Consider the following 23,919-nt stretch of genomic DNA (forward strand, 5'->3'; position numbering starts at 1 on the left):
AAATGGGCCTCGCAGAACGGCGAAACCTCGCTTGGCAATACCTCTTCGATGCAAGCCTTTTTCAAGGAACACAACACCAGCACCACCACCACTCCACCTCCGACCACTCCACCTCCGACCACCCCACCTCCGACCACCGATACCGATACTGTCTATGGCTCCAGCGGCGGCGATATCCTTCGGGCTACTGGTGCTCACACGATGGTCGGCTATGGCGGCAACGACGAGTACTATGTCGACCATGCCGGCGACAAAGTGATCGAGGCCTCTGGCCAGGGCCAGGACAGGGTGTGGACCCCCGTGAGCTATGCGCTCACGGCCGGTTCGTCGATTGAAGTCCTTGGCACCACCAACGACGCCGGCACCACCGCTATCAACCTGAACGGCAACACGCTGGCCCAGACCATCCAGGGCAATGCCGGCGCCAACGTCATCAGCGGCGGTGGCGGTGCCGATAAGATGAGCGGCTTTGGCGGCAACGACACCTACTATGTCGACAACGCCGGCGACAGGGTGATCGAGGCGGCGGGCGGCGGCACCGACATGGTGCGCACCTCGGTGAGCTATGCGCTTTCGGCCGGTTCGTCGATCGAGATTCTTACGACCACGAACGCCGACAGCACGGCGGCGATCAACCTGACCGGCAATGATTTCGCCCAGACCATACAGGGCAATGCCGGCGCCAATGTCATCAACGGTTTGGGTGGCGCCGACACGATGAGAGGCTATGGCGGCAATGACACCTTCGTTTTCAATACCGCCCTTGGGTCTGGCAATGTCGACAGGATCACCGACTTCAGCGCGTCCCAGGACAAGATTCACCTTGAGAACGCGATTTTTGCCGGGCTTGGCGCGGGCGCGCTCACAGCCGCCGCTTTCTTTGCCGGGACGGCCGCGCACGACAGCTCCGACCATATCATCTACAACAGTTCAACCGGCGCGCTCTCCTTCGACAGCGACGGCATCGGCGGCGCGGCACAGATACAGTTCGCCACGCTTTCTCCAGGCCTCTCGCTCACGGCAAACTCGTTCTTCGTGACCTGAGTCCGGGACACCGTCGCCGAGGGGCTTGCACACGTTCTAGGCTGCCCTGAAAACAATGAAGCCGCTTTTGAGGGCGGCCTTTTTGCGCGGCAATCGCTTACCGCAGCCATTGAGCCTTCGCCTGAAGATCGATCGAGCGGATGGAGCACCATCCGCTCGAATTGCACCGAGCGACGCCTTCAGGTTGTTCCGGCGAGAACCAGACTGTCGTCGTGCCATCGGCGGCTGCTTCCAGTCGCGGCTCGAAGGCCTGGTACAAGACCGTCGGCCGAATGAGTGCTCGCCAATCGCGACGAGCCCTCAGGCCGCCGCACAAAACGCTATTTCGCCGCAACGACACCGGGTGGCTGCCAGCTGCCTTCGCCGGCCGGCAGGATCGAAGGCGTTTCCGTCTTCGGCCAGTACAGGCGCAAAACAAGGTAGATTTTGTCATTGGGCGCAGGCAGCCAATTTGCTTCCTTGTCCCCGCCGGGGCTGTCTTTCTGGAGATAGAGGGTGAGCGAACCATCCTCGTTCTTCTTCATCCCCTGCAACATCGGCGAGTTGATGAGGTAGCGATGGATCGGATTCTTGACCAGGAACTGGCTCTTGCCGTCATACATCGTAACGGACCAGAACGCATTCACCGGCGGCAACTGGTTGGGTGCGAAGGTGATGGTGTAATTGTGCTTGCTGCCGTCGAGCGGCGCGCCGTTCGCGTCCGTTCTTGTATAGGGGTACATGGCTTCTACGGAATCGTTGCCCAGGAGACCGCCCTTTGCAGCCCCGGCCCGCATTAGCCAATCGCTGTTGTAGAAGGCCTCGTCGCCAAAGAATGAGCCGACGTTCCAGCCGTTGATGACCTTGTTTCCGCTGGCCAGCCATTTGTCGACCTTGTCGTCACCCTGCTTCATGGCCACCAGGATTTCGGCTTTGTGTTCGAGCGACAGTTCCTTGAAATCGAAGGTCTTGCCGGGACCGATGCCAATTCTCGCAAGTTTCGCGCGAACAGCCTTGTCCCTTGCCGTCTCGGGGACGAATTGCAAGGCCGCGTCGAGATACTGGAAGAAGTTTTCCTTGATTCCGGCGGTGGTGGCGGGAAGGAAATCGATCTTCGGCGCGGCGGACGGGGCGGGTTGTTTAAGGAAAGCGGAAAGCGGCTGCGGTTTGTAGCCGGCCTGAATTTTCTCGACGTTCGGCATGTCATCGGGGTTGAAGAGCTGAGTGCGGATAAGCGCGAGCGGGAACGGAGTCGTCGATTGGAAGACCTTCTTGATCCCTGTGGGCGTTTCACCCTTCCAATCGGGGCCGACCACCAGGTAGTCGCCCGGCTCGGTCCCCGTGGCGCGCGTGCCGATATAGCCAAAATTGTAGGTGTTTCCGTCGATGAGCTGGACCGAGTAGTAGCGGTCCTTTTCGACCGGAGGCACCGAGATGACCATCGGCTCGGCGCGCAAGTCCAGCCAGATGAACGAGTACGGCGTGTCGCTGTTCGGCGTAATGACTGCCGTGTCCTCAGGGGTGGCGACGTGGTGCTGGTTGTTGATTTCGTTGAACGGCGCCTTGAACTGCCCCGAGTTCTTGTCGACGGCGAACTCTTGCATGACCGCATAATACATCACGAGCGGCAGGCCGTAGACGAAGCCTTCCTCGGCGATGTCCTTGGCCTCGATGATGCCGGGGTAGCTCTGCGCCATCAGCAGGCTTGGCTTCGCAATCGCGGCGCCAGCGGCAATCGCCGCGGCTGAGCGAAGTAAATCTCGCTTTGTCAACATTTGCCGTACTCCTTTGTCATTCGATGAGTTATCGAATTCGTGTGTTTCATAAGGTTCGCGCCGGCAGGCGGCGCCGGTCTTCTCACTTTTTCGGAAACAGCAACGTGATCCCGGTGCGAAAACCAAACCCGTCAGGGCCGCTGTCGGGGCTTTCAGCCCAATAGCGAACACCGGCGAAGAGGCTGATTGGCTGCTTGTCGACGACGACCAGCTTCGCGATCTGAAAGTTGATTGGAACCGACCATTCCTCGGCCTCCCAATTGTAGCTGCTCTCGGTGTTCAGCGTGAACGTCCAGGCATCCTTCGTCGTGTAGGAAACGAAGGGCTGCAGAAAGGTTGAACTGATGTCGCTGCGGTCGCTGTCGCCGGCGAATGACCAGATGTGGTTGGCCAGCATGCCGACCGTCCATCCGTGGCTCTGCTTCAGCACGACTGCGGTCGGGCCAGCGCCCCATTTGCCGCCGCCGAGCAGGTCGTCTGTCGCGGTCGGAACCAGGAACACCGGGCCGACGCCCCAGACGATGCCCGATTCGGTCGGTTGGGAGGGCGAGAAGAACAGGCTCTGGGTTATGTCGCCGAGACCAGACTGCTCGCCCGACGGGCCGGCTATGTCATTTTGCCAGATCACCGGCAGTATCGTGCGCGAGATCATATTCCAGTCGGCATTCAACGAGACGGGAATGACCGGCTGGATGTTGACATAGGCTTTCTCGCCGTCGTTCGGGCCGTAGCCGCTGTCGTAGTTGAACTGGAACGGCACGCTGATCAGCGAGGCGATCGGGTTCGACAGCTTCTTGGCGAGTTCCTGGGTGTCGTCCTGGGCAGACGCCGCGCCGCTGAACAACAACGCCGGAAAGAACAAGGCTGTAACTTGCAGAACCCGAGTAGCAGATCGAATATCCATTGCCCCTCAAGTCGGTGCGGAATAATGTTGGGCGTCACCGAACGCCCGGTGCTTGCCATGCTACGCAGATATTAAATTCAACGCTCGACCCCGGGGCTCCGCGGCCGTGAGTGCTAGCCAACGGTTGCTGGCGTAGAATAAGGCAGCCCATACTCCATAGGGCAAGTCGCGGGGGTGTAACTTACGTGGGCAACTGTAGTCCGAACGGCAGCAATCGTCCTGAGGACGATGCAACCTGACCATGTAAAGATCGGCAACGGGTGGATAGTGTTGAAAATTGGCGCTGCCCTTCACAGGTGAAGACCCATGGGGCCTCATGATGCTTCTGGAAAGGGGCCGGCGATACGTGTCCTATAAGATCACTTGTGTCGCGCGGTTTTTACCATTGCGGCGACGCCAGACGCAGTGACGAAGAAAAGGCTTTGACGCCCTCAAGGTTGCATAAGGCAACGTCACTGATCTTGCGCAATACCATCGAGGACGAATCGGACAATTGAAACAAGATGCTTGGCTGGTCACTGACTCATACTAGATTTCCAAAGCCGCGTAGTAGGGCAACTCGGAGCGTCCGCAAATTGCGCTACTTCGGCCATGTGCCAATATTGAGTGAGTGTCCGCAAGGGGTCGGCTACTGCCGCTCGACCTGATCGCGTTAACAACCGCTCCTGGCGCTCCCTGCTCGTTCCATAGCAGGCACATTAGACTGCGAGTGACCGGGCGGCGATCATAATGATCGCCCACCAAATCAGCGTTTGTTCTCCGTTAGACTAGCGCTGTTTAACGCGAACCTCTCAAACATGGACGCCGAGTTAAGGCGCGGGCGTCCAAGTTACGTGGCGCGGAAGCCGGTCCTATCCTTTCCACATCGTCGAACGGAGAAGAGCCTGCATATGCTCTGCTAGATCGTGCTCACCGCGCGCCTCCGATCTTCAGAAAATATCCGGCCTTGGCCCGGCGATCACCCTCCCTGACCGCAGGACAGCCGCATACAGCCAGCAGCGCCCTTTCCTCAGTCCGGCTGGCTCTGTCGTGGTCCATTTGTGTATTGCCTTGCCGAACGCCGTGTAACCTGCCTTGTGCGCCATTTATGGGCGTTCATGCCGACCGCGCTCGCTGCGGGATGTTCAGCAAATACCCCGTCACCCACGTAACTTACTTTCCGCTACCGCCTCCATGCGATAGGCTACTGCGGTCGCTGGAAAACACGAATTGCGCCATGAGGATGGAAGACGAACCGCCTGATAGACGAAGAGCGGTCTCGGCTGCAGTGCACCAGTTTACTGCGTGCCGCGTGCCAAGGAGAGCGCAATGAATAGCGGTCCAAGATCGTTGTGGATTCGATCCCTCGCCATGCGCGTTCTCTTATCGGTTAGTCTCGGAGGTCCTATTGCGACCGCCACAGCCCAAGACCAGAGCGCTGACGTAAGGATCGTTGGCGACCAGGTCCGAAGCCAGGCTTTTCCGTGCGACAATCCAAGCTCGGCTGAGCGTATCGAAGCGGAGTCCGCCCCCAATCACACCGTCTATCTGCTCAAGTGCGAGGGCGTGACCTACCGGGTGGTTCTGATTCCAGACCAAGCAGCTCAAGTGACCGAAGCTAACTAAACCCGCCTCTGGCGGCGCGCTCCTGCATGGATCGATGCTTGACCGGCTCGTAGTCCCTACAAGATCGTACACGCCTTGCTGGATCGCGTAACCGGCCGACTGCATGCATGGGCGACAATCTCCGGCTCACCCTGTTTGTTGCTCAGCGCTCGACCATGGACAACAGTCCAGAAAACGTCGTGGTCGCGAGGATCGTTGGGAGCCGGGCTGACATGCTCCAGATCGCCGCCGCCATCGTGCGGAGCTGCGACACCGCCCGCACCGACGCCAGCGGCACGAAAGTAGCCAACGCGTTCCTTGAGTTTCTGGAAGCGCCGAAGGGCCGTCATTGAGCCTCCGCCAATTGGCAGACCCAGCCCGCTGCCTAACGGTGGCGGGCTCTTTTTACTGGCACTATTCGCCGTTGTTGCGGACAAAATGTCGTTGACGTAACGTTAGCTGGGCGCGATCATTTTCGGATTGTGCAGGGTGAGGGCGTTTCAATGAAACTCGTTGTCTTTGGCGTAGTAATGGTATTGGCCGCCACCGGAGCAGCTGTTGCGAAAGAGAAGAAAAAGGTGGCCACCGCTCAGGCTAGAACCTCGTGTTCTGCAGCTCATATGAAGGCTGGCAGCAAGCCGACCCCGAAACCGCATTGTAAATCGACACGCACCGTTGTCGCGCGACCATCAAATCAGGGCGCAAACTTCCTGGATCATTATAATCCGCCTAATCCGCGCTTAGGGTATGAAACCAGTCCGTGGTTTTTTAACTGGCTATAATTGATGGCGGCTTCGGGGACCTTTTTCGGCCAGACTAAATGCCGACACCGAGCGGGAGCAGCCGGACACCTACTGAAGAAAAAGCTGTAAATTTACAGGATTGGCCCGCTGCCTCACGGTGGCGGGCTGGGTCCCATGCGCTGGAGAATATCTGCAGGTTCTATGGACGCCAGAAATTCGGCCACCTCGTTCATGAGGCTGCGAGAACTGAAAGTCTCGCCTTCGATCTTGAAGATCAGTGACTTGTTAACGTCGACGTTGACGACGCTATTCTCGCTCCGAATGTGCCGGTCTCTCGGTCGGCCTCTCTGGTTGGCAAATTGCTGTTTGGCAAACGGCATCCTGATGAGGGCCAGCCGAAGTTTCAAGGGAGTGATTCTTGAAGCGATAGAGATGGCAAAGCACTGCTTGTTCTCATCCATCGTTCGGATGATTTCATAGGCGCCCAAGGTCCAAAACCAGAAGCAGTCATACGCCTTTATCCAGTCCTCCTGGTCTAAGGCCATATCGGTCTCAGTTTTCATGCGGCCGAGCGACCGGACTTGAACGAGAGTGTTAACGGAGAACAGCATCAACGGAAGCTGGCGATACATCTCCGCGATTCGCTCTGACTTGGTCATCCGTAGCCCTGAGAGTGCTTCCGGCAAATTTGCCGAAGGTGAGAAATCTCTTAAGTCTTTGGAAATGTTGGCTCCCCGGGCCGGATTCGAACCAGCGACCAACCGGTTAACAGAGGGTTTCTAATGCGATTTTCTGGATCAGCGTGCGACAGCCTGAATTTCTGAAAATTCTTTTAATAACAACTAATTAGTGTCTCATCCCGTCGCGACCTGTCGCAGCCGGTATCGACAAAGCGCGTGGTTTTTTGTAGATCATTTTGTAGATCACTCACGGAACCCCGGGCAAACCGGTTGTAGCAAGATTGGTCGCTGGACAGATGCCGAAACTCGAACTCACCGACAAATTCTGCCAGGCCGCCAAGGCCGGTTCCGGCCGAAAAGCCGACTATTTCGATACTACCGTCAAAGGTCTTGTGCTGCGCGTCTCGGCGGGTGGGCAAAAGACCTGGTTCGTGGTTTACGGGCCGCCCGACAAGCGGCAATGGTTGAAGCTCGGCACCTATCCCGAGACACCGCTCGGCACCGACAAGGGCGCTCGCCAGAAGGCCAAGGACACTCGTGCAAGCGTGCAAGGGGGCGGCGACCCTGTGGCCGCCAAGAAGGCGCATGCCGCCTCGATGACCGTCTCTGATTTGGTCGAGAGCTATCTCACCCGCCGGGCATCATCGCGGCGGTCGGTCGATGAGATTGCGCGCCGGCTGCGCAAGAATGTGTCCGGCTATGATGCTGACGGAAAGAAGGTCGAGAAGGCATCATCTGGCTGCATCGGCGAGGTGAAGCTCGCGGACCTGCATCGTCGCGACATCACCAAGGCGATCGACGCGGTGAAGGATCGGGGCGCGGCCGTCGAGGCGAACCGGGTGTTCGAGGACATTCGTGCCATGATCCGATGGGGGCGCGGTCGTGGCGATCTGGACAGCAACTTGACCGAAGGTATGGCGAGGCCGACCGAAACGGTCGAGCGCGACCGCGTGCTGACGGCCGACGAGATCAAGACGATGTGGGCAGCCTTGCCCGAAGCCGACATGCGGGAAAGCACCCGCCGCATTCTGCGCCTGTGCCTGGTTACCGGACAGCGTGTTGGCGAGATCGCCGGCATGGAGCACGGCGAACTGGACTTGACACGCGGCCTTTGGACGATACCAGCCAGGCGCGCGAAGAACGGCCGCGACCATGTTGTCCCGCTGTGCGAAATGGCAATCCGGATCATGGGCGATCAGATCGCAGACGTGAAGGCGCTGTCGGAGCGCAAGGGCAGGGCGGTACCGCCTTTCGTTTTTCCTGGACCGGGCGCCCGTGCCGCCGTCACCGGCGCATCTGTCCCGAAGGCAGTGAAGCGAGAAGAGATCAGCAAGCGCGGCATAGCAATGATCATGGGCATTGCACCGTGGACGCCGCATGACCTTCGGCGATCTGCTGCGACGGGCATGGAAGAAATCGGCATTTCGCCGTTCATCGTTGGGCAAGTGTTGAACCACGTTTCGGCGACCAAGAGTACGATCACGTCGCGGGTATATGCGCGCTACGACTATATGAGCGAGAAACGGGACGCCTTGGAGCTTTGGGCCGATCGGCTTGCCGGCATCATTGCAGGCAAGGGCAACATCGAACCGCTGCGAGCGAAGGCAGTTGCATGAACCGGTCTGCGCAGTCGCCGTTCGCCCCCGAAACCTTGCTGCTGCTCGCCGAAGTCTTCGCGGTTGATCTTGATCCCTCTGACTGCCGCCGCAATCGAATGATTGTCGTCTAATGGACGCGCTGCCTTGCCTACCGGGAGCTACTTCACCGATCCTACGTTCTTTCGGAACGCCGTGACAGACGCACGCCGACACCACCGCCATTTTCAGGAATGAACTCGATGCCGGCATTCTCAAGCGTTTTTTGGAGGAGGTATCGCGTTCCAGTTTGAGGAACAGAACGGTCGTTTTCGAAATTGCGAATGGTAACAGCACTCGCGCCGGAGCGGGCGGCGAGATCCTCTTGCGTCCATTTCAGCAACGCTCGTGCGGCGCGACATTGAGCAGAATCCATGTCGCAAACTGGTAATAACTCATGAAAATCGCAAGCTTTTTCGGAAAACGTTGACAGCGGCTTTCTAAAAACCAATAATCCTTTCGTTTTCAGAAAGCGTCCGCACCTAATGCGCGAACACTCGATGCGGCCTCACCGCAACCCAGCTGTTAGGAGCTCGGATCATGGCTGATTCCGACAATAGCATGAGTGCGTTGTTCGTCACCCGGCGGCGCGTGCTGGCGGGCACGACCGCGGCCGCGGCGGCTTGGCCCTTCCATGGAAAGACGCGGGCCGCCGAACTGACGGACGGCAACAGCGCGGCCGATCCTGCTCTTCGTCTGTGTGGGAACTGGCAAAATATCCACGATGAGACACTGGCGTTGTGCCGCGAACAGCAGCGGTTGGAGATACTCCTCGCCAGGACGGTCGGCTTTCCCTGCGCCAAGGTGCGGCTTGCCGATGGTACGGACGTGACGCTCCATTCCATAGAGAGCCTGAACGATGCCTACTCTCCCGAAAATGAAGTCGAGTGGGGCAGGGCGCTCGCGGATTTCGCGGCACACCAGGCGCGCTGGGACGCTGCTGATGCTGAGATCGGCTATTCGAGAACAGACGAACTGATCCGACAATCGGAAACAGCCGAAAGCGCCCTTCTGGACGATCTACCGCAGATAGCGGCCACGTCCATCGAAGGCATTTTGGCCAAGCTCAAGGTGATCCTGCGTGACGGTGAGCACTGGGAACATCCAGACGATTTCCCCTGGCCGCATATCCGATCTGTGCTGGATGACCTCGCCGCCACCACAAATATCGATCCGGCGACGATTGCCAGATCGATTGGGCAACCGTTAGTTGACAGCCCCTCATAGGCGGTGAGGAAGAAGTCTGCCTCGAAGTAGGCCTGATCGGTGGCCGCTGTCACGGCCGCTGCGCTGAGCGCTTGCTGTGTCAGTCTCAGGGGCGGCGACCGATCCGGCGTGGGCTGGGAAAGCAGATAAGCGGCCAGTTGTGTGCGGTTCGATCCAAAGTTGCCCTCCTTGAGTAACCCATCTTGGTGGGCGAGGCCGACTATCGCTCCTGGTTTGCCGTGTTCGTTCGCCTCGGCGATGGTCCTAATGAACATGGTCCACATGGGTTCAAGCAATTGCCTCGCCGCCGTGACCGCTGCGTCTCGATGAAGCCCAGCTTTCCGCGCAGTTGTGCATCACTCTCATCACAACTTGTCGCCCTGGTCTTGCGGACGCCACGAGAGGGGATTGGTGATCCAGCGATTGATGTCGGTTTCGTGCCAGCCTGCACCGTGGATACTGATCTGTATCTGGCGTGGAAAGGTGCCTTCGGCGATCTTGCGATAGATCGTGGACCGAGACAGGCCGGTCCGGAAAAGGACGGTTTTCAGGCGGATGATCCGGTCTGGTTCAGGCATGGTCGCACTGCCTCTTGCTGGTTGGTTCGGATTGCTCCTGATCCAGAGACGACAGGCACTTGCGTACGCGCAAGAGGGTTTTCCGGGTCGTCTTGCCCCAGCGTGGAAACGGCTGCGAATCGGACGTGTTCAGATCCCAATGCCGCGTCCCCTGCCGATGCCATGGCTGAATGCGAGTTCCGCAGCGAGGCGCCGGGCGGAATCGGTATGAATGCCAAGCTCGCGCTTGCGGTTGGCGAGGAGCGATTCGAGTTGCGGATCGCGTTCGAGACTTTTGGCCATATCGGACATGGCCGAACGCGTTGACTTATAACCCGACATGTCGCCGGCCTGATATTGCTCCCGTCCCGTCCGATCGAGCTTTTGCCAGCGTTCGACGAAACGGTCGGCGCGGCGGCCGGGATCGATGTCCATCCCGGTACGGATTTCCGTTTCAAGCTGGAGAGCAAGCACGATTCGATTGACGCGGCCGGCACCCGCTTCACGAACCAGCTCGGGATTTTTCATATAAGCCGCTTCGGCATCGCGCCAGCCATGCGGCCGTACCTTCTCGAAAGCGCTACGGGCATCCCTCAACTCGCGCATCTGCTCGGGACTGCCCAGCCCATCCGCATCTCCGTTGTGCGATATCGTGTCGAGAGCGCGCGCGTGACGAACAAGCGCCTTCGTACGAGCGCTGCGCAACGCCGCATCCGAGTCCACCGGCACATTCGCGTTGCGTGGCACTCCGGTGGCGAGATTTCCTCTGCCGGGCGTCGGGCCTACATCTCCGATCCGCGCCGCAACTTCTTTCCTTTCCGGTCTTCGCCCACCTTCGGGCTTGGGCTCGCCGTCTCCGGGCGCGCGCAACCCGTCGAGCAGTCCGCCGATCCTGTCGCGCAGCTTCTCCGGAACGATCCGGCGCACAATCTCGACCACGCGCTCTCGGAAAATGATACCGCGCCGCTCGGCATAGCTCTGCGCCGGGTCGATCTGCTCGTAATCCGACGCCATGTCCTTGGCGCGGTCGCGTGACAATGTCCGAATGAGTCCTTCTCTAGTGGCAAAGTCATCGCCGCTATAATGCAGCTCCATCCCGTCTCGATGCCGCGACAGGGCGACGTAGCTGCCATGTGCATCCATGCCAGGCGTTGCGAGCACATGGGTCCGGTCGACGGTCATGCCCTGCGCCTTGTGAATGGTCGCGGCATAGCCATGGTCGATGTGGGCATAGTCTTTCAGGTCGAAGCGAACCGATCTGCCATCGTCGATGCGAACCGCCATACTCTGTGTGCTGACTTCCTCCACGATGCCAAGCGTGCCGTTCTTGACGCCAAGTCCTTGCTCGTTGCGCAGGAACATGGCCCGGTCGCCGCTGGCGAAGGTCCTTGCACCGCGTTCCACATCCACATGGACCTCGTCGCCGAGATCGCCGGCAGCGCGCATGCGCTCGCGCGCTGCCTGGTTCAGTGCGCGCACCTCGTCGTTTGTGTGGGTAAGGATGATCTGGCTTGCCTCTGGGTGCGCCTGCCTGTCGCGATCCCAGCGCTCGACGAGTCCACCTCGCGCCTCATTGCGCGTCGCGGCCTGATGCACCATGCCTTGTGCCTCATAGGCATCGATCGCAGCGGCGATCCTGCCGGTTGCCAGATCGCGCGTGGCGTCGCGCTGCCAGTCCTCGCGTTGCCGGCGCACCTGGCCGATTTCGACGCCGCCGTGGCGCTCATGGATGGAACGGAAGGCAGCGCCGGCTTCGATCGCCTGCAACTGCTGCGGATCGCCAACCAGCACGATCTTCGCGCCAACGTCCGCCGCATGGGAGAGCACGCGCTCCAACTGGCGCGTGCCGACCATGCCGGCCTCATCGATCACCAGGACATCGCGCGTGGTGAGCAGATCGCGGCCCTGTCCCCAGCTATGCTCCATACTGGCTATGGTCCGAGACGGAATGCCTGATCCGCCTTCAAGGTTCTCGGCGGCAATGCCGGAGAGTGCCGCGCCTCGAACCTCGTACCCTGCCGCTGCCCATGCCTGGCGCGCAACGCCCAGCATGGCGCTCTTGCCCGTCCCGGCAAAGCCGACGACGACACCAAGCCCGCGGCCATCGGTGATGTGCGCAAGCGCATCGCTCTGCTCGCTCGAAAGGACAAGCCCGTGTTGCGCAGCCCGCGCCAGAGCTGCCTCGCGATGTGCGTTACCCACCGCGTGTCGCTCGTCCATATCGATGCGCTCCGCAGCGCGGTGCAGGCGCTGTTCGGTCTCAATCATCTGCCGCGTGGTGAAGCGGTCTTCGCCGCGTCCGTCCTTGCCGAGTTCGACCAGATCGGGTGCATTGCTGATGGCTCGCGCAACATCGTTGAACTGCTCGATTCCGTCGCTGTGGCGATGCGAGAACTTTGCAATGTCCTTTCGAGTGAATGTCGATTGCTGATGGGTGATGGCGTCCAGCGCCACGGATGGATCGGCAATGATGCGCGCTCCATTGTTGCGCGCGATCTCGCGGTGCAGTTCGGCGCGATCTGCTTCAATGTCGCCAGCAGCAAGGCCACCGCCCTCGATGCGTTGGGCCGGCGCACCAATCTGCGTTTGCGGCTCCAGTGAAATGCCCTGCGCTTCCAAACTGCGATGATCGATGCGGGCGTCGATGTCGAGTTCGGCCAGGCGCTCATTGGCCAGCTCCGCCCACCGTTCGCGCCAGCGTTCGACCATCTGGGTAGCATTCCAGTCTCGAACCTTGGCGCCAAAACCATTCTCGTCCACCGACCGCATGGTCAGCATGACATGAGCATGCGGCTTGGGACTGCCATCCTCTGCCCTGTCCCAGTGCACATTGAGATCGGCGACCATGCCCTTGCTGACAAACTCGACTTGTACAAAGTCGCGCGCCAGTTCGACGCCTTGCGCCTGGCTGAGTTCACGCGGAAGCGCAAATTCGACCTCGCGGGCAAGCTGCGCATCCTTGCGGACCTCGAACGCCTCGACATCGTTCCACAGCCGTTCGCGGTCGCGCCAGGCCTCCGGTGCATTCGCAGGCAGCATCACCTCGGAATGGACGACGCCGCGCTTGGCCGAGAAATCGTGAGTACGTTCGATCCGCTCGTCACGCAGCCGCGACGCCGAGCGGTAGGCCGCCGACGCGACAGCGCTTGAGCCGGCCTTGCGGCCAATGACCTTGACGTGAAGATGATAGATCGCCATCGCGACCAGATCATTTGCACGGCAAAGCGCACGTCGGCACGACGTATAAGCGCGCCCTCCCTCGAAAAATTCTCGGGATGGACCAGCCCGTCCCGGGCTGTCTCGGCAACCCTGAAGCCTTCCGGCGGACGCTCAACTATCATCCAGAGATCGACAATCAATGGAGACAGCTATGCGCAAACCACGTGACTTCGACGCCGAACTGAAGGCGCTGGAGGACAAAGCGCGAGAACTCAAAACGCGAAAGGTCCAGCAGCTTGGCGAGCTGGTGATCGCCACCGGCGCCGATCAGCTCAGCACCGACGAACTGGCTGGCGCACTCGTTGCAATCGCCGAAACGAAAGAGGCCGCAAAGCGTGAGGCATGGGCCAAGCGCGGGGCGACGTTTTTCGAGAGCCGGTCACGGCGAACTGCTCCGGCATCTGGAAGCAACGGGCGTAGCGCTCCAGCGCTACCAAGCAGCGCGCAATCGCCAGCAGGCGGCTCTGGCTCGCAATGACATGCGCATATGGCAGGTCGAGCGCCGCAAGCGCACCCGACACCTGATCGAACTCGGCGGGCTCGTCGTCAAGGCAGGCATCGTTGATCTGACCGCCGATGATCGCGCCACGATATACGGCGCGCTCCTCTGGGTGGCCGCCAAGCTACAGAGCGATGAAAACAAGCATGCGCGGGAGCTATGGGCTGTGAGGGGAAAGCAGGCATTCTATGCGGAACAGCATGAGGAGAAAACGGGCCAGCGAACGTAGCGATGTTTGGTACGCGCGGCGCGCGGCGCCGAGACCTCAAATATCGCAGTGCCTCCCGCTTTGCGCCAACAGTCGATTCTAGACACTAAAACCTCGAAGGGATCACTTGGGGCCAACAGCGGAACGGCAGTTCGAGACGCTAAATCTTCAGAAGCAGACTTCAGATCCGGCGGGCAGCAGCCGGGGAACACATCGCAATGAGCCGCCTGACCCCAAAGAACGGGTCAGATCGACGCGGAAACGAGCCCTTTCATTAGCAACTCCAGACGACTACGCTGCGTAGGTGGAGCGTGTTGGCTCGACGTCGCAAAGGATTACAGGGAGCGAACTTTGATCCCGGCGGCAAAGGAGCTGTTCGATGCGCGCGAAATCGGTCGCCTCCTTCATGCTGACTGACATCGACTACCCTCTCTCAGCATCTTTCGGCGCCTGGTCCGGATGAGTGGCTGGTGTCTGGATTTCGACGTCGCAAACCACGCAACAGAAAAAACCGTTCGTGGTGGCGAGTTGGCTGGTTTGGGCATCTATCGATCCGTCGGCTCTCCTTGTCAGCGACCGACTGTGATCGTCCGATCGAAACCGCATATATCGGCTAATGTTGGCTAGGCCGACAAACAATGGCCGAAACCCAAACCCATGCCCTTGTTCCGTGTAGTAACGGGATACTCCTTCGTCCAGGGCCAATTCGAGCGCGGTGCCCGCATCGACCAGATGGGCATACGTCGGGTTGCTGCGAAGGCTGTTCAGGACCCCCATTCCAGCATCCGCCACAACAAATTCAAAGCGGCCGGGAAGGGCGCTATAGACAACGTAGCCGGTATCGATACGCCCGCTATGGTCGATGACGTTCGCATAAAACTCGCCAATGGCCGCCGTTAGCTTACCGCCATAGTCGCCAGAAAAACCAGCCGACATCGCCGCCCGTTTGGCGCATAGCACGAAGTCCGTCCATGCGAGCTCATCTCGCCGAAGTATGTCGACCGAAATAAATCCCTGGCGTGCTGACTTTGGCGCGAACCAAGCATCCGTTTCACGCATATTGTGCACAAGTTCGCGGTAGTTGTCCGCAGTTAGCCAAAGGGGTCCGCCATCTCGGTTCAAGATGTTTGGCTGCGTGTGCCGCAACTCTAAGAGCGGCCCGAGGCCATCGGCATTGGTCCTCGGCAGGTCAGCCTCCGTGATCGTGCCGCTCTGCATTCCGAGGCAAATGTCATCTACAAGATCGAAGGTCAGCGTCTCGATTTTCCACCTCACGCAGCTTTTGCAAAAGGCGCATCGCAGCCGTAGTAGGTGGCTCGCAGAAAGGCGATCTGCTCTTCAACATTGTGGCTCAAAAGCTTGTCGACCGTCTCGCCGACAACGGTCGGCGCCGGGGGCCAACGAAGTGCATTGTTGTCCAGTCGTTCGGCGCGCCGGCGCTTCAAGGTTTTCATGAAAGCATTGGTCTCGATGTAGATGACGCTACGGTAGAATTGCCGCAGGAAGGGAATGACCTGAGGATCGCCGCGAACCACAATGTCCAGTTCCCTGCCGGAAGCCTTGGCGAGATCAGCGAGCCTATCCAAGTGAAACCGCGTTCTGAGCTTCTGGCCTGAGCCGGTGATGAATTCGTAAGATATCGTCTCGATCTCGGGGCGCTCTGCAATGAACTTCGACCAGCGCTCAAAGTCCCGATAGGTCCGGCCGTTGGGATGAAGTGCGCAGAGCAACCCTTCACGCTGGAATTCCTCGAACGTGATGGCGATGCGCTTCATGGCGTGAAGATCATCTGTTCGCGGGTTATCAAGGAGAAGACTGAAGTTTGGCGCCGTTACGAGTGCAATTCCAACTGCCCTCATCGCCTTGATAATGGAGATGCGCTGCTCGCCAAGGGTCCACCAGGGCTCAATTCGGTGATCGTGATTGACGCCGGTTAGAATCAGGTCAGCCACCGGGTCCAAGCTATATGCCCGACACAAAGCTTCGCGCGTTTCGAAGTGAAGCTTCCCGCGCTTGAAGTCGATGAGATCGGGCAAGCGCAAGGCGAACGCTTCCCCAGCGAGAGCTGTCGTTCGGCTGCTTCCATGGTAGATGAGCGGCACGATATCCGCGCTCAGTTGGGCAGAACAAATGGCTGTGCGTGGAATGTCCTCAAATCCGAAGCCGCCAACCTCCCGCATCTGCTGTACAAAGAGTTGCGGCTTGTGCCGGCAGACGCGCGTGCAGTGAGCCGAGTCCTCGCAGCAAAGTTGCAGACAATCGAAAAGTGGATCACGTACCGACAGGCCGCCGCACTCAGAAAAGTGCGGGCATCCGGGGCAACCCAAGGCCATGGTGTTCCGATAGGGATCGTCTGTTAGCGACCGAACGATCACCTCATGGCTACGTGTATCTGGACGAAGGGGGTTCAGCACAGAGATACTTCTGCCTTCTTCGAAAGCTTGTGTACTCGGCCAACGATACCGTTCGCTGCTCCTCCCGATTTTTCGATTGCAGAAATCACGTCGCCAGCGGGATTATCAAACGAGCCGACGACGCTATTGCCTCGGCGCAAACTCACCCGACCGCCCTTAGTCTCAACAATGAGTACTTCACCGTTGGCGACATTTGCCCCGGCGGTGATCGATGCAATCGCGCGGCGCGGCTGGTTCGTGGGATTGACCGTGAACAAGCCCGGCGTCGCAAGCTCTGCCCGCTTCGTATCGACGTGCTTACGTATCGTTTTCTTTGTTCGGTTTAAAAACTCGACTCCCATCAAGTTACCTCCTCAAATAACGGACGATAGTATTTCGAACGACCCTGGGCGAACTCACGAATCACACCGCGAGCCGCAAGACTGGCAAGGCGATTGTTCCACGCCGTCGTACTCTTGGTTTGCTCTGCTTCTCCAAATTTTTCCATGAGATGGTTGGCATCAACCTCATTATATTCGTTCACCAAGTCGAATGTCATCTGTTGCTTCGGATCAAGGCTGCCTATCAAATCCGCTCCCGAGACGCGTTCGTTGCGGTCCAGGTGGCAGCTCATAATCGCATCACCTTTGGTATTCGCCACAACCAGCAATTCATCCAAAATATCGTCGTTTATGTTCGCAACGACAGGATAATACTTGGATGAAAGGGTGCGCATGTACGTTTTCAGAGCGAACACCGATTCTCGCAGATAGCTGGCGGTAGCCACATCGATGTTTGCAAAATCGAGGAACAGCGGCGTCGGCGCAGCCGGCTCGCGATCAATGGCCTTCACAAAGGCCGCAAAAGCAGCTTTGCCATTGATAGAGCCGGATAGCACCGGGCCGCTTCCAATGATTGCCATGTTCATTTTCATATTCGTCACCTTCCTCACGTGTCTGGCGTGAGAATGGGGTTGCTGATGCGCTATGTCAACAATTTTCTGAACGTATGTCAGAAGCCGACCTTTCCGCATCGGCCGGAGTCGACCTCTTGCAGACGCTGGACCATTGCCTGAAACATCGAGGCAAAGCATCTTGTCGAAATGCAGAGCTCGGTTATCAATTCGATTCGGGACGCTTTTTCCCCCTATGGCTCGCTTGCCGCCTCTCTCTTGCCGAAACTGGGCAATGATAGCGACGGCTCGCATGATCTCGCGCATATTGTCCGAGTTTGGGGAAATGTGCAGGTGATTCAGGCTGAGGAGGGCGGGAGCCTCGACGTTCTTATTGCTGCCTGTCTGCTTCACGATTGCGTTTCCGTCGAGAAGAATTCCCCACTCCGCTCGCAGGCATCCTGCCTAGCGGCGACACGTGCACACAGCCTGCTGCTTGATGAAAACTGGGAACCTCATCAAATCGAAGCGGTGGGGCATGCGATTGAGGCGCACAGCTTCTCAGCACGAATAGAGCCGAGATCGCTAGAAGCGCGAATTCTTCAGGATGCCGACAGACTGGATGCAATAGGTGCTATAGGCGTTGCTCGCTGCTTTTATGTCAGTGGCCGACTGGGGCAAGCCCTCTATGACCTGTCCGACCCGGACGCGAAAGGCCGACCATATGATGACAGCCGATATGCGCTCGACCACTTCCACACAAAGCTCTTGAGTCTTGCTTCGGGTTTCAAAACGGTCACTGGGGAGCAGCTGGCTCGCATCCGTCACGACAAGATGCTTCGTTTCGTGGACGAATTTCGAAAAGAGGCGAGGATCGTTTCGTATCGAGGTTCTGCTGCAATCTGAGGGTCAACATTCTCCGAGTTCGCTGTTCCATTCTTCGTTGGCGGCGCTAGACGGATAAAACCAACGTTGGCGTGATCACGCCAGATCGGCTCGTTCCGACCTTCTCTAAAGCCGCCCTTCGATCTAATACCCCTTGGAGTAGTCTGCGGCTCACGAGGGAAAGGCATCGAAAAGGAATGAACTATCGACACGCGTTCCACGCTGGCAACCACACCGAAGTCTTCAAGCATGCCGCCTTGACGCTCATTCTTGAACACCTATTGCAGAAACCGACCCCTTTCGCCGTGCTTGATACTCACGGGGGTATAGGCATCTACGACCTGTGTTCAGATGAAGCGATGCGAACCAACGAGCGTGATGCGGGCGTGAATAGGATTTTCGGCAGAACCCTTTCATCGGCGCCCAGGTATTTGAAAACTCTCGAATCCCTCAATGCGCAATCCCTGAGGATCTACCCCGGCTCACCGGAGCTAGTCAGACAATCTTTGCGGGAAAAGGACCGCCTTAACGTGTGTGAGCTGCATCCGGAGGACGGATGGCTGCTGAAGGAGCGATACCGCAAGGACCGTCGCGTTTCTGTCCATCAGCGTAATGGTTATGAAGCAATAGGGGCGATGCTACCGCCCCCGGAACGTCGGGGATTGGTCTTTATAGATCCCCCATTTGAGCGGAAGGACGAGCCGGATCAGATCGCGGCTGCGCTTCAAGCCGGAAATCGCAGATGGGCAACTGGGATTTACGCAATTTGGTACCCCATCAAAGATGCCGTCTTAGGCGACTGTATCACCGCCGCCGCAACTGCAGCGGGGTTTAATAGCGTCCTACGCACAGAATTCTGTCCATATCGGCGTGACGGCGTAACATTGGCGGGCAGCGGTCTGACTATCTGCAATCCTCCTTGGAGAATCGACGACAAGCTCCGGCGCCTCTGCAAGGAACTCGCGGCGCTTTTGGGCGGCAAGCACAGTTCCTGGTCGGTAGAACTAGTGCCTGGCCGTTAGCTCGACCTTAATGAATCCTGTCCGTCGGTTGAGGTTCATCAGACTCGATCGCGTGGATCACCCCCATTAGATCTCGCCATTTATGGCACATTGCGAGATCCCCCCGAGATAGCGCCCGGTCCGCCTTTGCATCCATGAGTTCAAGCGCACGATCAGACCCAAGACGCACCATCAAGTTCGCGCCTCGATACCAGGTAGAGCGGCTGAAGCCGTAGTCGTGAAGGCGCGACACATCGTCGACAATCGACTCAATCGTCACGTCGTACTTCCCAACCACGTATTCCGACTTCTTTCGCTTCATGGGTCACCGTGCATGTCACGACCGTATCGAATATCCTTTGTATAACGAATCGCCAATTATCGCCAAAAGGACCTGATAGAGGTAGCCTAAAGCGGGGAAACAATCGGAGAATGAGGGTGCCAGCCATCAGGCCAACTGGGAGCCTAGTCGCACATGCGAAGTCCGATCACGAGAGCCCTCAAATTGTGCCTTTCAACCACCATGCGACTACATTCGCGTGGGCTGTCAGGGACACCATGTGATGCTCGCCCGTACGCCGAGAACCAATGCAAGTAAGCGCCGGCCGGCCTTGCCTTTGCGCCTTAAGGAGCAACTGGCCCTGTGCAGCCAATTCCCGGAGCGCGTGCTATTTCTTGACATAGAGACAACCGGGCTGAGTCATCACTATGACGAAATCACCGTCATCGGGTGGTCCGTCGGTGGCCGAGCTTCCACCATGATCAAGGGGGAAAGCCATCAACGGTTGCGCGAAGACGCCATGGATGCGCTTGCCCTTGTCACCTTCAACGGTATTCGGTTCGACCAAAGGTTCATCCGGCAGGAATTTCCGGATGTCGCACTGCCACCGCATCACATCGATCTGATGTACCTCTGCCGCCGAGTAGGCCTCACAGGGGGACAAAAGGCGATCGAGAGAGAGTTAGGGCTTGCGCTACGTGGCGAAGTTGCGAATGTCGATGGCTTCGCTGCCGTCCTGCTCTGGCATCGCTACCTCCGTGGCGACGTCGCTGCGTTGGAGACCCTCGTCCGGTACAACCGGGCCGACATTGCTGCCATGGGTGCTATTTTTGATCACGTCATCGACAGACTTCAGATCGAGCCGGACCTGTTCCTGAAACGCGCGGCCTTTGAGACTTGGGCGGCGCCATCCGGATGGATCGACATTCCGCAATTCGGGGCTGCTAGAACCGAGTTGTCGTCCGCTCCTGATTTTGACCAGCTCCTCGGAGGTAGCCCGGCAGAAGGCGCCCGCATCGTTGGAATTGATCTTACGGGTTCCGAGGCCCGAGGTTCCGGCTGGTGCTTGCTCGAAGGAAAGAAGGCGTCGTTCAAGACGGTCTTTACTGACGAAGATATCCTTCGGCACACGCTGAGCAGTAAACCTGACCTTGTATCCATTGACTCCCCACTGTGCCTTCCGGCCGGGCGAACAAGCGTCGACGATGCCGACCCCGGGCGAGAGCGCTTTGGAATCATGCGGGAATGCGAACGGGAGCTGAAGAGGCGCGGCGTTAACGTCTATCCGTGCCTGTTGCCGAGTATGCAGAAACTGACCGCGCGAGGAATCCGACTAGCGGAATCCTTTAGGAACCTTGGAGTTCCGGTTATTGAAAGCTATCCTGGCGCCGCGCAGGATATCATGCGTATTCCCAGAAAGGGAGCCGGTGTCGAATGGTTGAAGCTGGGTCTCGCCGATTTTGGTGTGATCAGCGATTTAACTGTCGCGTCTCATGATGAGCTCGACGCTATCACTTCGGCGCTGGTAGGCTCGTTTCATTGGGCTGGTCTCGTAGAAGCCATGGGAACCTCCGAGGAGCCGCCATTGATCATTCCAAAGCTTGATGGCAAGGCCCATCCCACCATTATCGGCATTAGTGGTCCGATCGCCGCTGGAAAGACGACTGTCGCACGGGCTTTTGAAAAACTAGGTTTCGCGTACACGCGGTTCAGCCTCGTAATCGATGACGAGTTGAGGGCTCGAGGTCAGCCTCTGGACAGGAGTAATCGGCAGGCACTGGGCAACGAAATAAATCGTACAGGCAAACAGCGCTGGCTAGCTGAGCGAACACTCTCCCGTGTCGGCGAGGCCTCAGCCGTCGTGGTAGACGGGCTCCGTTTCCTTGAAGACCATGCGTTCCTTGCAGAGCGTGCTGGCGGAAGCTATGTCCACGTCTATATTGACGCTGACGAGAATATGCGCCGCAAGAGATACAACAAACGGGCTGTCGAAGGTGATTTCGATGCAGTAGCCGGCTCCGAAGTTGAGGGGCAGGTGGAATCCATGCGTTCCCTGGCGCATCGAGTGTTCTTGAATGAGGGACGTATGGAGGACATAGGTCCCTGGGCTATGAAATTGGCTGCGGAGTTGAAGGGTACGACATGCCAATCTCGATCGTAGTAGGTGGCCAATTTGGATCTGAAGGCAAAGGAAAGGTCGCGCTTGAGATCGTGCGGCGCACCCGTGGCCCAGTAACCGTCGTCCGCGTTGGCGGGCCGAACTCAGGCCATACCGCATATGATCGCGATGGGAAAAAATGGGCTCTTCGGCAGATGCCTGCCGCGTGCATTGATCGCAATGTCGACGTTGTTTTTCCTGCCGGATCGTATTTGGATGTGGAGATTCTACTGCGTGAGATTGCGGATCTTGCCTATCCTTCGGAACGCATATTCATCAGTCACTTCGCCAACGTCATCACGGAGGAGCACAAAGCTTGGGAGACGAACGCAGGACTGATTTCAGCAATTGGTTCGACAGGGTCCGGAGTTGGCACGGCCGTTATGGCGTCCGTAGCCCGAGAGGCGGGAAACTTCCCCGTCAAGGCTCTACACGCTCGGGACCATGGCCTACTCCAGCCGTTTCTGCGCGATACGACAACTGCGCTGCATAATGGACTCCAGCTCGATCGCAGGATCGTTGTTGAGGGCTCACAGGGGTTTGGCCTATCACTGCTTGATGGAGGCTATTGGCCGAAGGCGACGGCCCGCTCCACAACGGCCGCCGCAGCTTTGGCCGAAGCCGGCGTCAGCCCTCGACACGTTGACGACATCACGCTGGTCATTCGAAGCTTCCCGATAAGGGTCGCTGGCGATTCAGGTCCTCTGCCTGGAGAGACCACCTGGGAGAAGATAAGACAACGGTCTCTCCGCGCGGACGATCTCAAGGAATATACGACTGTTACTAGGAAGCTGCGGCGGGTGGGCGAGTTCGATGGAGAGCTTGTGCGAAGGGCCATCCGCGCAAATGCGCCGCATCGAATCGTGCTCAACCACATGGACTACGTTGGACCTGTACAGGATCTCGACCAGCCGACGAGTGGAGTCCGTAGCTTCGTCTCTGAGGTGGAGACTGCGATCAATCAAAAGATCGACTGGCTCGGCTTTGACCCCCTCTCGATCGTCGAGAGACCTCAAGTGGCGTTCTCAAGATGACCAGTTCTACGCCTGAGCCCAAGCTTTTCAGCTGGACCGACGAAGAAGCAGATCAAATCGCAAAAAACGTGTTTGATCATGACCCATTTCACAAGACGCAGGATAAAGTCGCACCTTCCTTGCTATCGGCCGAGGACATAGTCCGGTACGTCGAAAAGACCGCGATGATCTCACCGTTTCATGCGACTCCGGAGAAGCTAAAGCACGCATCTTATGAGGACCGTATTGGCAAGAACGCGTACATTTACGACCGCAAGGGGATTCAGCGGATCCCGTTGAAAGATGGCTGGCTTAGGGTTCCAGCCAACGAGATTGTCTTCGTTGAAAGCAGCGTCACATTTAGGCTGCCACGATACATTGCCGCCCGTTTTAACTTACAGATCAAGCATGTGCACCGGGGACTCCTTCTTGGCACCGGTCCTCTCGTTGATCCCGGGTTTCGCGGTCGTCTCCTGATACCGCTACACAATCTGACTTCCGAGGACTATTACATTTGTAAAGATGATGGCTTTATTTGGATAGAGTTTACGCGGACAACCTACAATCAAGATCGTAAACTCCAGTATGGATACTACCCAGAGTACAAGCAAATATCCGACGGCTTGAAGTGGCTTCATAAAGCTTCTTATGACGGATATCTAGATCGTGAAGTCGCCATTCGTAGTTCGATCAAACCTTTCGTCGAACGGGTAGAGAAAAAAGCCACAAAAGCCTTGAGAAGCGTGAGATGGGTCCAGGGCGTGGGTGCAGTTGGAGCCTTATCTCTGGTCATTACTTTTGTGATCATATTTATGGGCGAGATCTACACCAATCGTAGTTTCATGCAGTCGGCCTACAATCTTCTTTTGTCGCAGGGAGGCGAGCCAGTCAAAGCGGCATCCGGTTTCGGAAAAGATATCTCTCAGATACGGGGTCAAATTGAGGACCTGCAGACCACGGTCAAAGCGACCAGATCGGATCTTGAAACGCGCATCAATGCGCTGGAAATCGAGAATGCAAGCCTTCGTAAAGTGTTACGCAACCAAGCCTCGCCGGAACGTCGGTCGGATGAGAAACTTTGATAGGGTAGTCCATCTTGCAGCATAGATACGCCGGCGGTATCAGCGACTATCTCAAGCTATCCCTACTCGGGCATGTTGGCGCGGGCCGCAAACTTGGGGTGTTCCGGGTGTGTTCCCTAAACCTCTTATCATTCCGTGAGGATGTCGAGCGATCTATTAACCGCAGGATTGATAGGTTCGGGT

Annotated in this window: 21 protein-coding genes and 1 pseudogene; 12 read left to right on the plus strand and 10 right to left on the minus strand. The window is 58.0% G+C overall.

Translation table 11 applies throughout. The features are described from left to right. A pseudogene (locus AC0L2H_RS11810) lies at positions 1 to 1,044 on the plus strand (calcium-binding protein); the annotation flags it as partial. Positions 1,045 to 1,364: 320 nt separating this feature from the next. On the opposite strand, the gene AC0L2H_RS11815 reads toward AC0L2H_RS11810, so the two are convergent. Both AC0L2H_RS11815 and AC0L2H_RS11820 read right to left on the minus strand, forming a co-directional pair. Continuing rightward, positions 1,365 to 2,798 (minus strand): DUF1254 domain-containing protein, encoded by a 1,434-nt coding sequence (locus AC0L2H_RS11815; protein ID WP_473590383.1) that lies wholly within the window; start codon positions 2,796 to 2,798, stop codon positions 1,365 to 1,367. Positions 2,799 to 2,880: 82 nt separating this feature from the next. Further along, entirely contained in the window at positions 2,881 to 3,702 is an 822-nt protein-coding gene (locus AC0L2H_RS11820) for a transporter (protein WP_473590384.1), read from the minus strand. Between the two features lie 1,712 nt (positions 3,703 to 5,414). Between AC0L2H_RS11820 and AC0L2H_RS11825 the strand changes: the two genes are divergently transcribed. Together AC0L2H_RS11825 and AC0L2H_RS11830 are read left to right on the plus strand one after the other, a co-directional pair. Next, positions 5,415 to 5,639 carry a hypothetical protein gene (locus tag AC0L2H_RS11825; protein ID WP_473590385.1) on the plus strand — a complete coding sequence of 75 codons (225 nt, stop codon included), beginning with the start codon at positions 5,415 to 5,417 and terminating at the stop codon, positions 5,637 to 5,639. 150 nt (positions 5,640 to 5,789) lie between these two features. After that, a complete protein-coding gene (locus AC0L2H_RS11830; RefSeq protein WP_473590386.1) occupies positions 5,790 to 6,068 on the plus strand; it encodes a hypothetical protein in 279 nt (92 codons plus the stop codon). A 113-nt stretch (positions 6,069 to 6,181) separates the two neighbouring features. Here AC0L2H_RS11830 and AC0L2H_RS11835 read toward each other — a convergent pair whose 3' ends face one another. After that, positions 6,182 to 6,688: a hypothetical protein gene (locus AC0L2H_RS11835; RefSeq protein WP_473590387.1), complete on the minus strand. Its 507-nt coding sequence runs from the start codon at positions 6,686 to 6,688 to the stop codon at positions 6,182 to 6,184. Between the two features lie 317 nt (positions 6,689 to 7,005). On the opposite strand from AC0L2H_RS11835, the gene AC0L2H_RS11840 reads away from it, so the two are divergent. Then, complete coding sequence (locus tag AC0L2H_RS11840) at positions 7,006 to 8,325, plus strand: tyrosine-type recombinase/integrase (protein WP_473590388.1); 1,320 nt, start codon at positions 7,006 to 7,008, stop codon at positions 8,323 to 8,325. Between the two features lie 154 nt (positions 8,326 to 8,479). Here AC0L2H_RS11840 and AC0L2H_RS11845 read toward each other — a convergent pair whose 3' ends face one another. Further along, positions 8,480 to 8,794 (minus strand): helix-turn-helix domain-containing protein, encoded by a 315-nt coding sequence (locus AC0L2H_RS11845; protein WP_473590389.1) that lies wholly within the window; start codon positions 8,792 to 8,794, stop codon positions 8,480 to 8,482. A gap of 89 nt (positions 8,795 to 8,883) precedes the next feature. On the opposite strand from AC0L2H_RS11845, the gene AC0L2H_RS11850 reads away from it, so the two are divergent. Next, a complete protein-coding gene (locus AC0L2H_RS11850) occupies positions 8,884 to 9,570 on the plus strand; it encodes a hypothetical protein (RefSeq protein ID WP_473590390.1) in 687 nt (228 codons plus the stop codon). Positions 9,571 to 9,914: 344 nt separating this feature from the next. Here the strand turns inward: AC0L2H_RS11850 and AC0L2H_RS11855 are convergent, their stop codons facing one another. Both AC0L2H_RS11855 and traA read right to left on the minus strand, forming a co-directional pair. Next, a complete protein-coding gene (locus AC0L2H_RS11855) occupies positions 9,915 to 10,127 on the minus strand; it encodes a helix-turn-helix transcriptional regulator (RefSeq protein ID WP_473590391.1) in 213 nt (70 codons plus the stop codon). Between the two features lie 129 nt (positions 10,128 to 10,256). After that, complete coding sequence (gene traA / locus AC0L2H_RS11860; protein WP_473590392.1) at positions 10,257 to 13,304, minus strand: Ti-type conjugative transfer relaxase TraA; 3,048 nt, start codon at positions 13,302 to 13,304, stop codon at positions 10,257 to 10,259. A gap of 172 nt (positions 13,305 to 13,476) precedes the next feature. Here traA and AC0L2H_RS11865 point away from each other — a divergent pair, with 172 nt between their 5' ends. Next, on the plus strand, positions 13,477 to 13,803 hold the full coding sequence (locus AC0L2H_RS11865; protein WP_473590393.1) for a conjugal transfer protein TraD: 327 nt from the start codon (positions 13,477 to 13,479) through the stop codon (positions 13,801 to 13,803). A gap of 1 nt (position 13,804) precedes the next feature. Further along, the gene (locus AC0L2H_RS11870; protein ID WP_473590394.1) at positions 13,805 to 14,053 is read left to right on the plus strand and encodes a conjugal transfer protein TraD; all 249 of its coding nucleotides are present in this window, start codon (positions 13,805 to 13,807) and stop codon (positions 14,051 to 14,053) included. Positions 14,054 to 14,455: 402 nt separating this feature from the next. On the opposite strand, the gene AC0L2H_RS11875 is transcribed toward AC0L2H_RS11870, so the two are convergent. The 4 genes from AC0L2H_RS11875 to AC0L2H_RS11890 are packed head-to-tail and all read right to left on the minus strand — an operon-like array spanning position 14,456 to position 17,359. After that, the gene (locus AC0L2H_RS11875; protein WP_473590395.1) at positions 14,456 to 15,307 is read right to left on the minus strand and encodes a hypothetical protein; all 852 of its coding nucleotides are present in this window, start codon (positions 15,305 to 15,307) and stop codon (positions 14,456 to 14,458) included. After that, positions 15,304 to 16,446, minus strand: a complete 1,143-nt coding sequence (locus AC0L2H_RS11880; RefSeq protein ID WP_473590396.1) for a hypothetical protein — start codon at positions 16,444 to 16,446, stop codon at positions 15,304 to 15,306. Before AC0L2H_RS11880 ends, AC0L2H_RS11875 begins: the two co-directional genes overlap by 4 nt. Next, positions 16,440 to 16,787, minus strand: a complete 348-nt coding sequence (locus tag AC0L2H_RS11885; protein WP_473590397.1) for a hypothetical protein — start codon at positions 16,785 to 16,787, stop codon at positions 16,440 to 16,442. Before AC0L2H_RS11885 ends, AC0L2H_RS11880 begins: the two co-directional genes overlap by 7 nt. Further along, positions 16,787 to 17,359: a hypothetical protein gene (locus AC0L2H_RS11890; protein ID WP_473590398.1), complete on the minus strand. Its 573-nt coding sequence runs from the start codon at positions 17,357 to 17,359 to the stop codon at positions 16,787 to 16,789. The genes AC0L2H_RS11885 and AC0L2H_RS11890 overlap by 1 nt, the downstream gene beginning before the upstream one ends. A 168-nt stretch (positions 17,360 to 17,527) precedes the next feature. Between AC0L2H_RS11890 and AC0L2H_RS11895 the strand changes: the two genes are divergently transcribed. The 5 genes from AC0L2H_RS11895 (at position 17,528) to AC0L2H_RS11915 (ending at position 23,736) form a co-directional block, all read left to right on the plus strand. Continuing rightward, positions 17,528 to 18,223 (plus strand): HD domain-containing protein, encoded by a 696-nt coding sequence (locus AC0L2H_RS11895; RefSeq protein WP_473590399.1) that lies wholly within the window; start codon positions 17,528 to 17,530, stop codon positions 18,221 to 18,223. A 176-nt stretch (positions 18,224 to 18,399) separates the two neighbouring features. Next, positions 18,400 to 19,224: a 23S rRNA (adenine(2030)-N(6))-methyltransferase RlmJ gene (locus AC0L2H_RS11900; protein ID WP_473590400.1), complete on the plus strand. Its 825-nt coding sequence runs from the start codon at positions 18,400 to 18,402 to the stop codon at positions 19,222 to 19,224. A gap of 542 nt (positions 19,225 to 19,766) precedes the next feature. Continuing rightward, positions 19,767 to 21,644 carry a ribonuclease H-like domain-containing protein gene (locus AC0L2H_RS11905; protein ID WP_473590401.1) on the plus strand — a complete coding sequence of 626 codons (1,878 nt, stop codon included), beginning with the start codon at positions 19,767 to 19,769 and terminating at the stop codon, positions 21,642 to 21,644. Beyond that, positions 21,626 to 22,675, plus strand: coding sequence for an adenylosuccinate synthetase (locus AC0L2H_RS11910; protein WP_473590402.1), 1,050 nt, complete (start codon positions 21,626 to 21,628; stop codon positions 22,673 to 22,675). The genes AC0L2H_RS11905 and AC0L2H_RS11910 overlap by 19 nt, the downstream gene beginning before the upstream one ends. After that, positions 22,672 to 23,736 carry a dCTP deaminase/dUTPase family protein gene (locus tag AC0L2H_RS11915; RefSeq protein ID WP_473590403.1) on the plus strand — a complete coding sequence of 355 codons (1,065 nt, stop codon included), beginning with the start codon at positions 22,672 to 22,674 and terminating at the stop codon, positions 23,734 to 23,736. The genes AC0L2H_RS11910 and AC0L2H_RS11915 overlap by 4 nt, the downstream gene beginning before the upstream one ends. Positions 23,737 to 23,919 lie beyond the last annotated feature (183 nt).

Source organism: Mesorhizobium sp. WSM4871, from assembly GCF_055811295.1.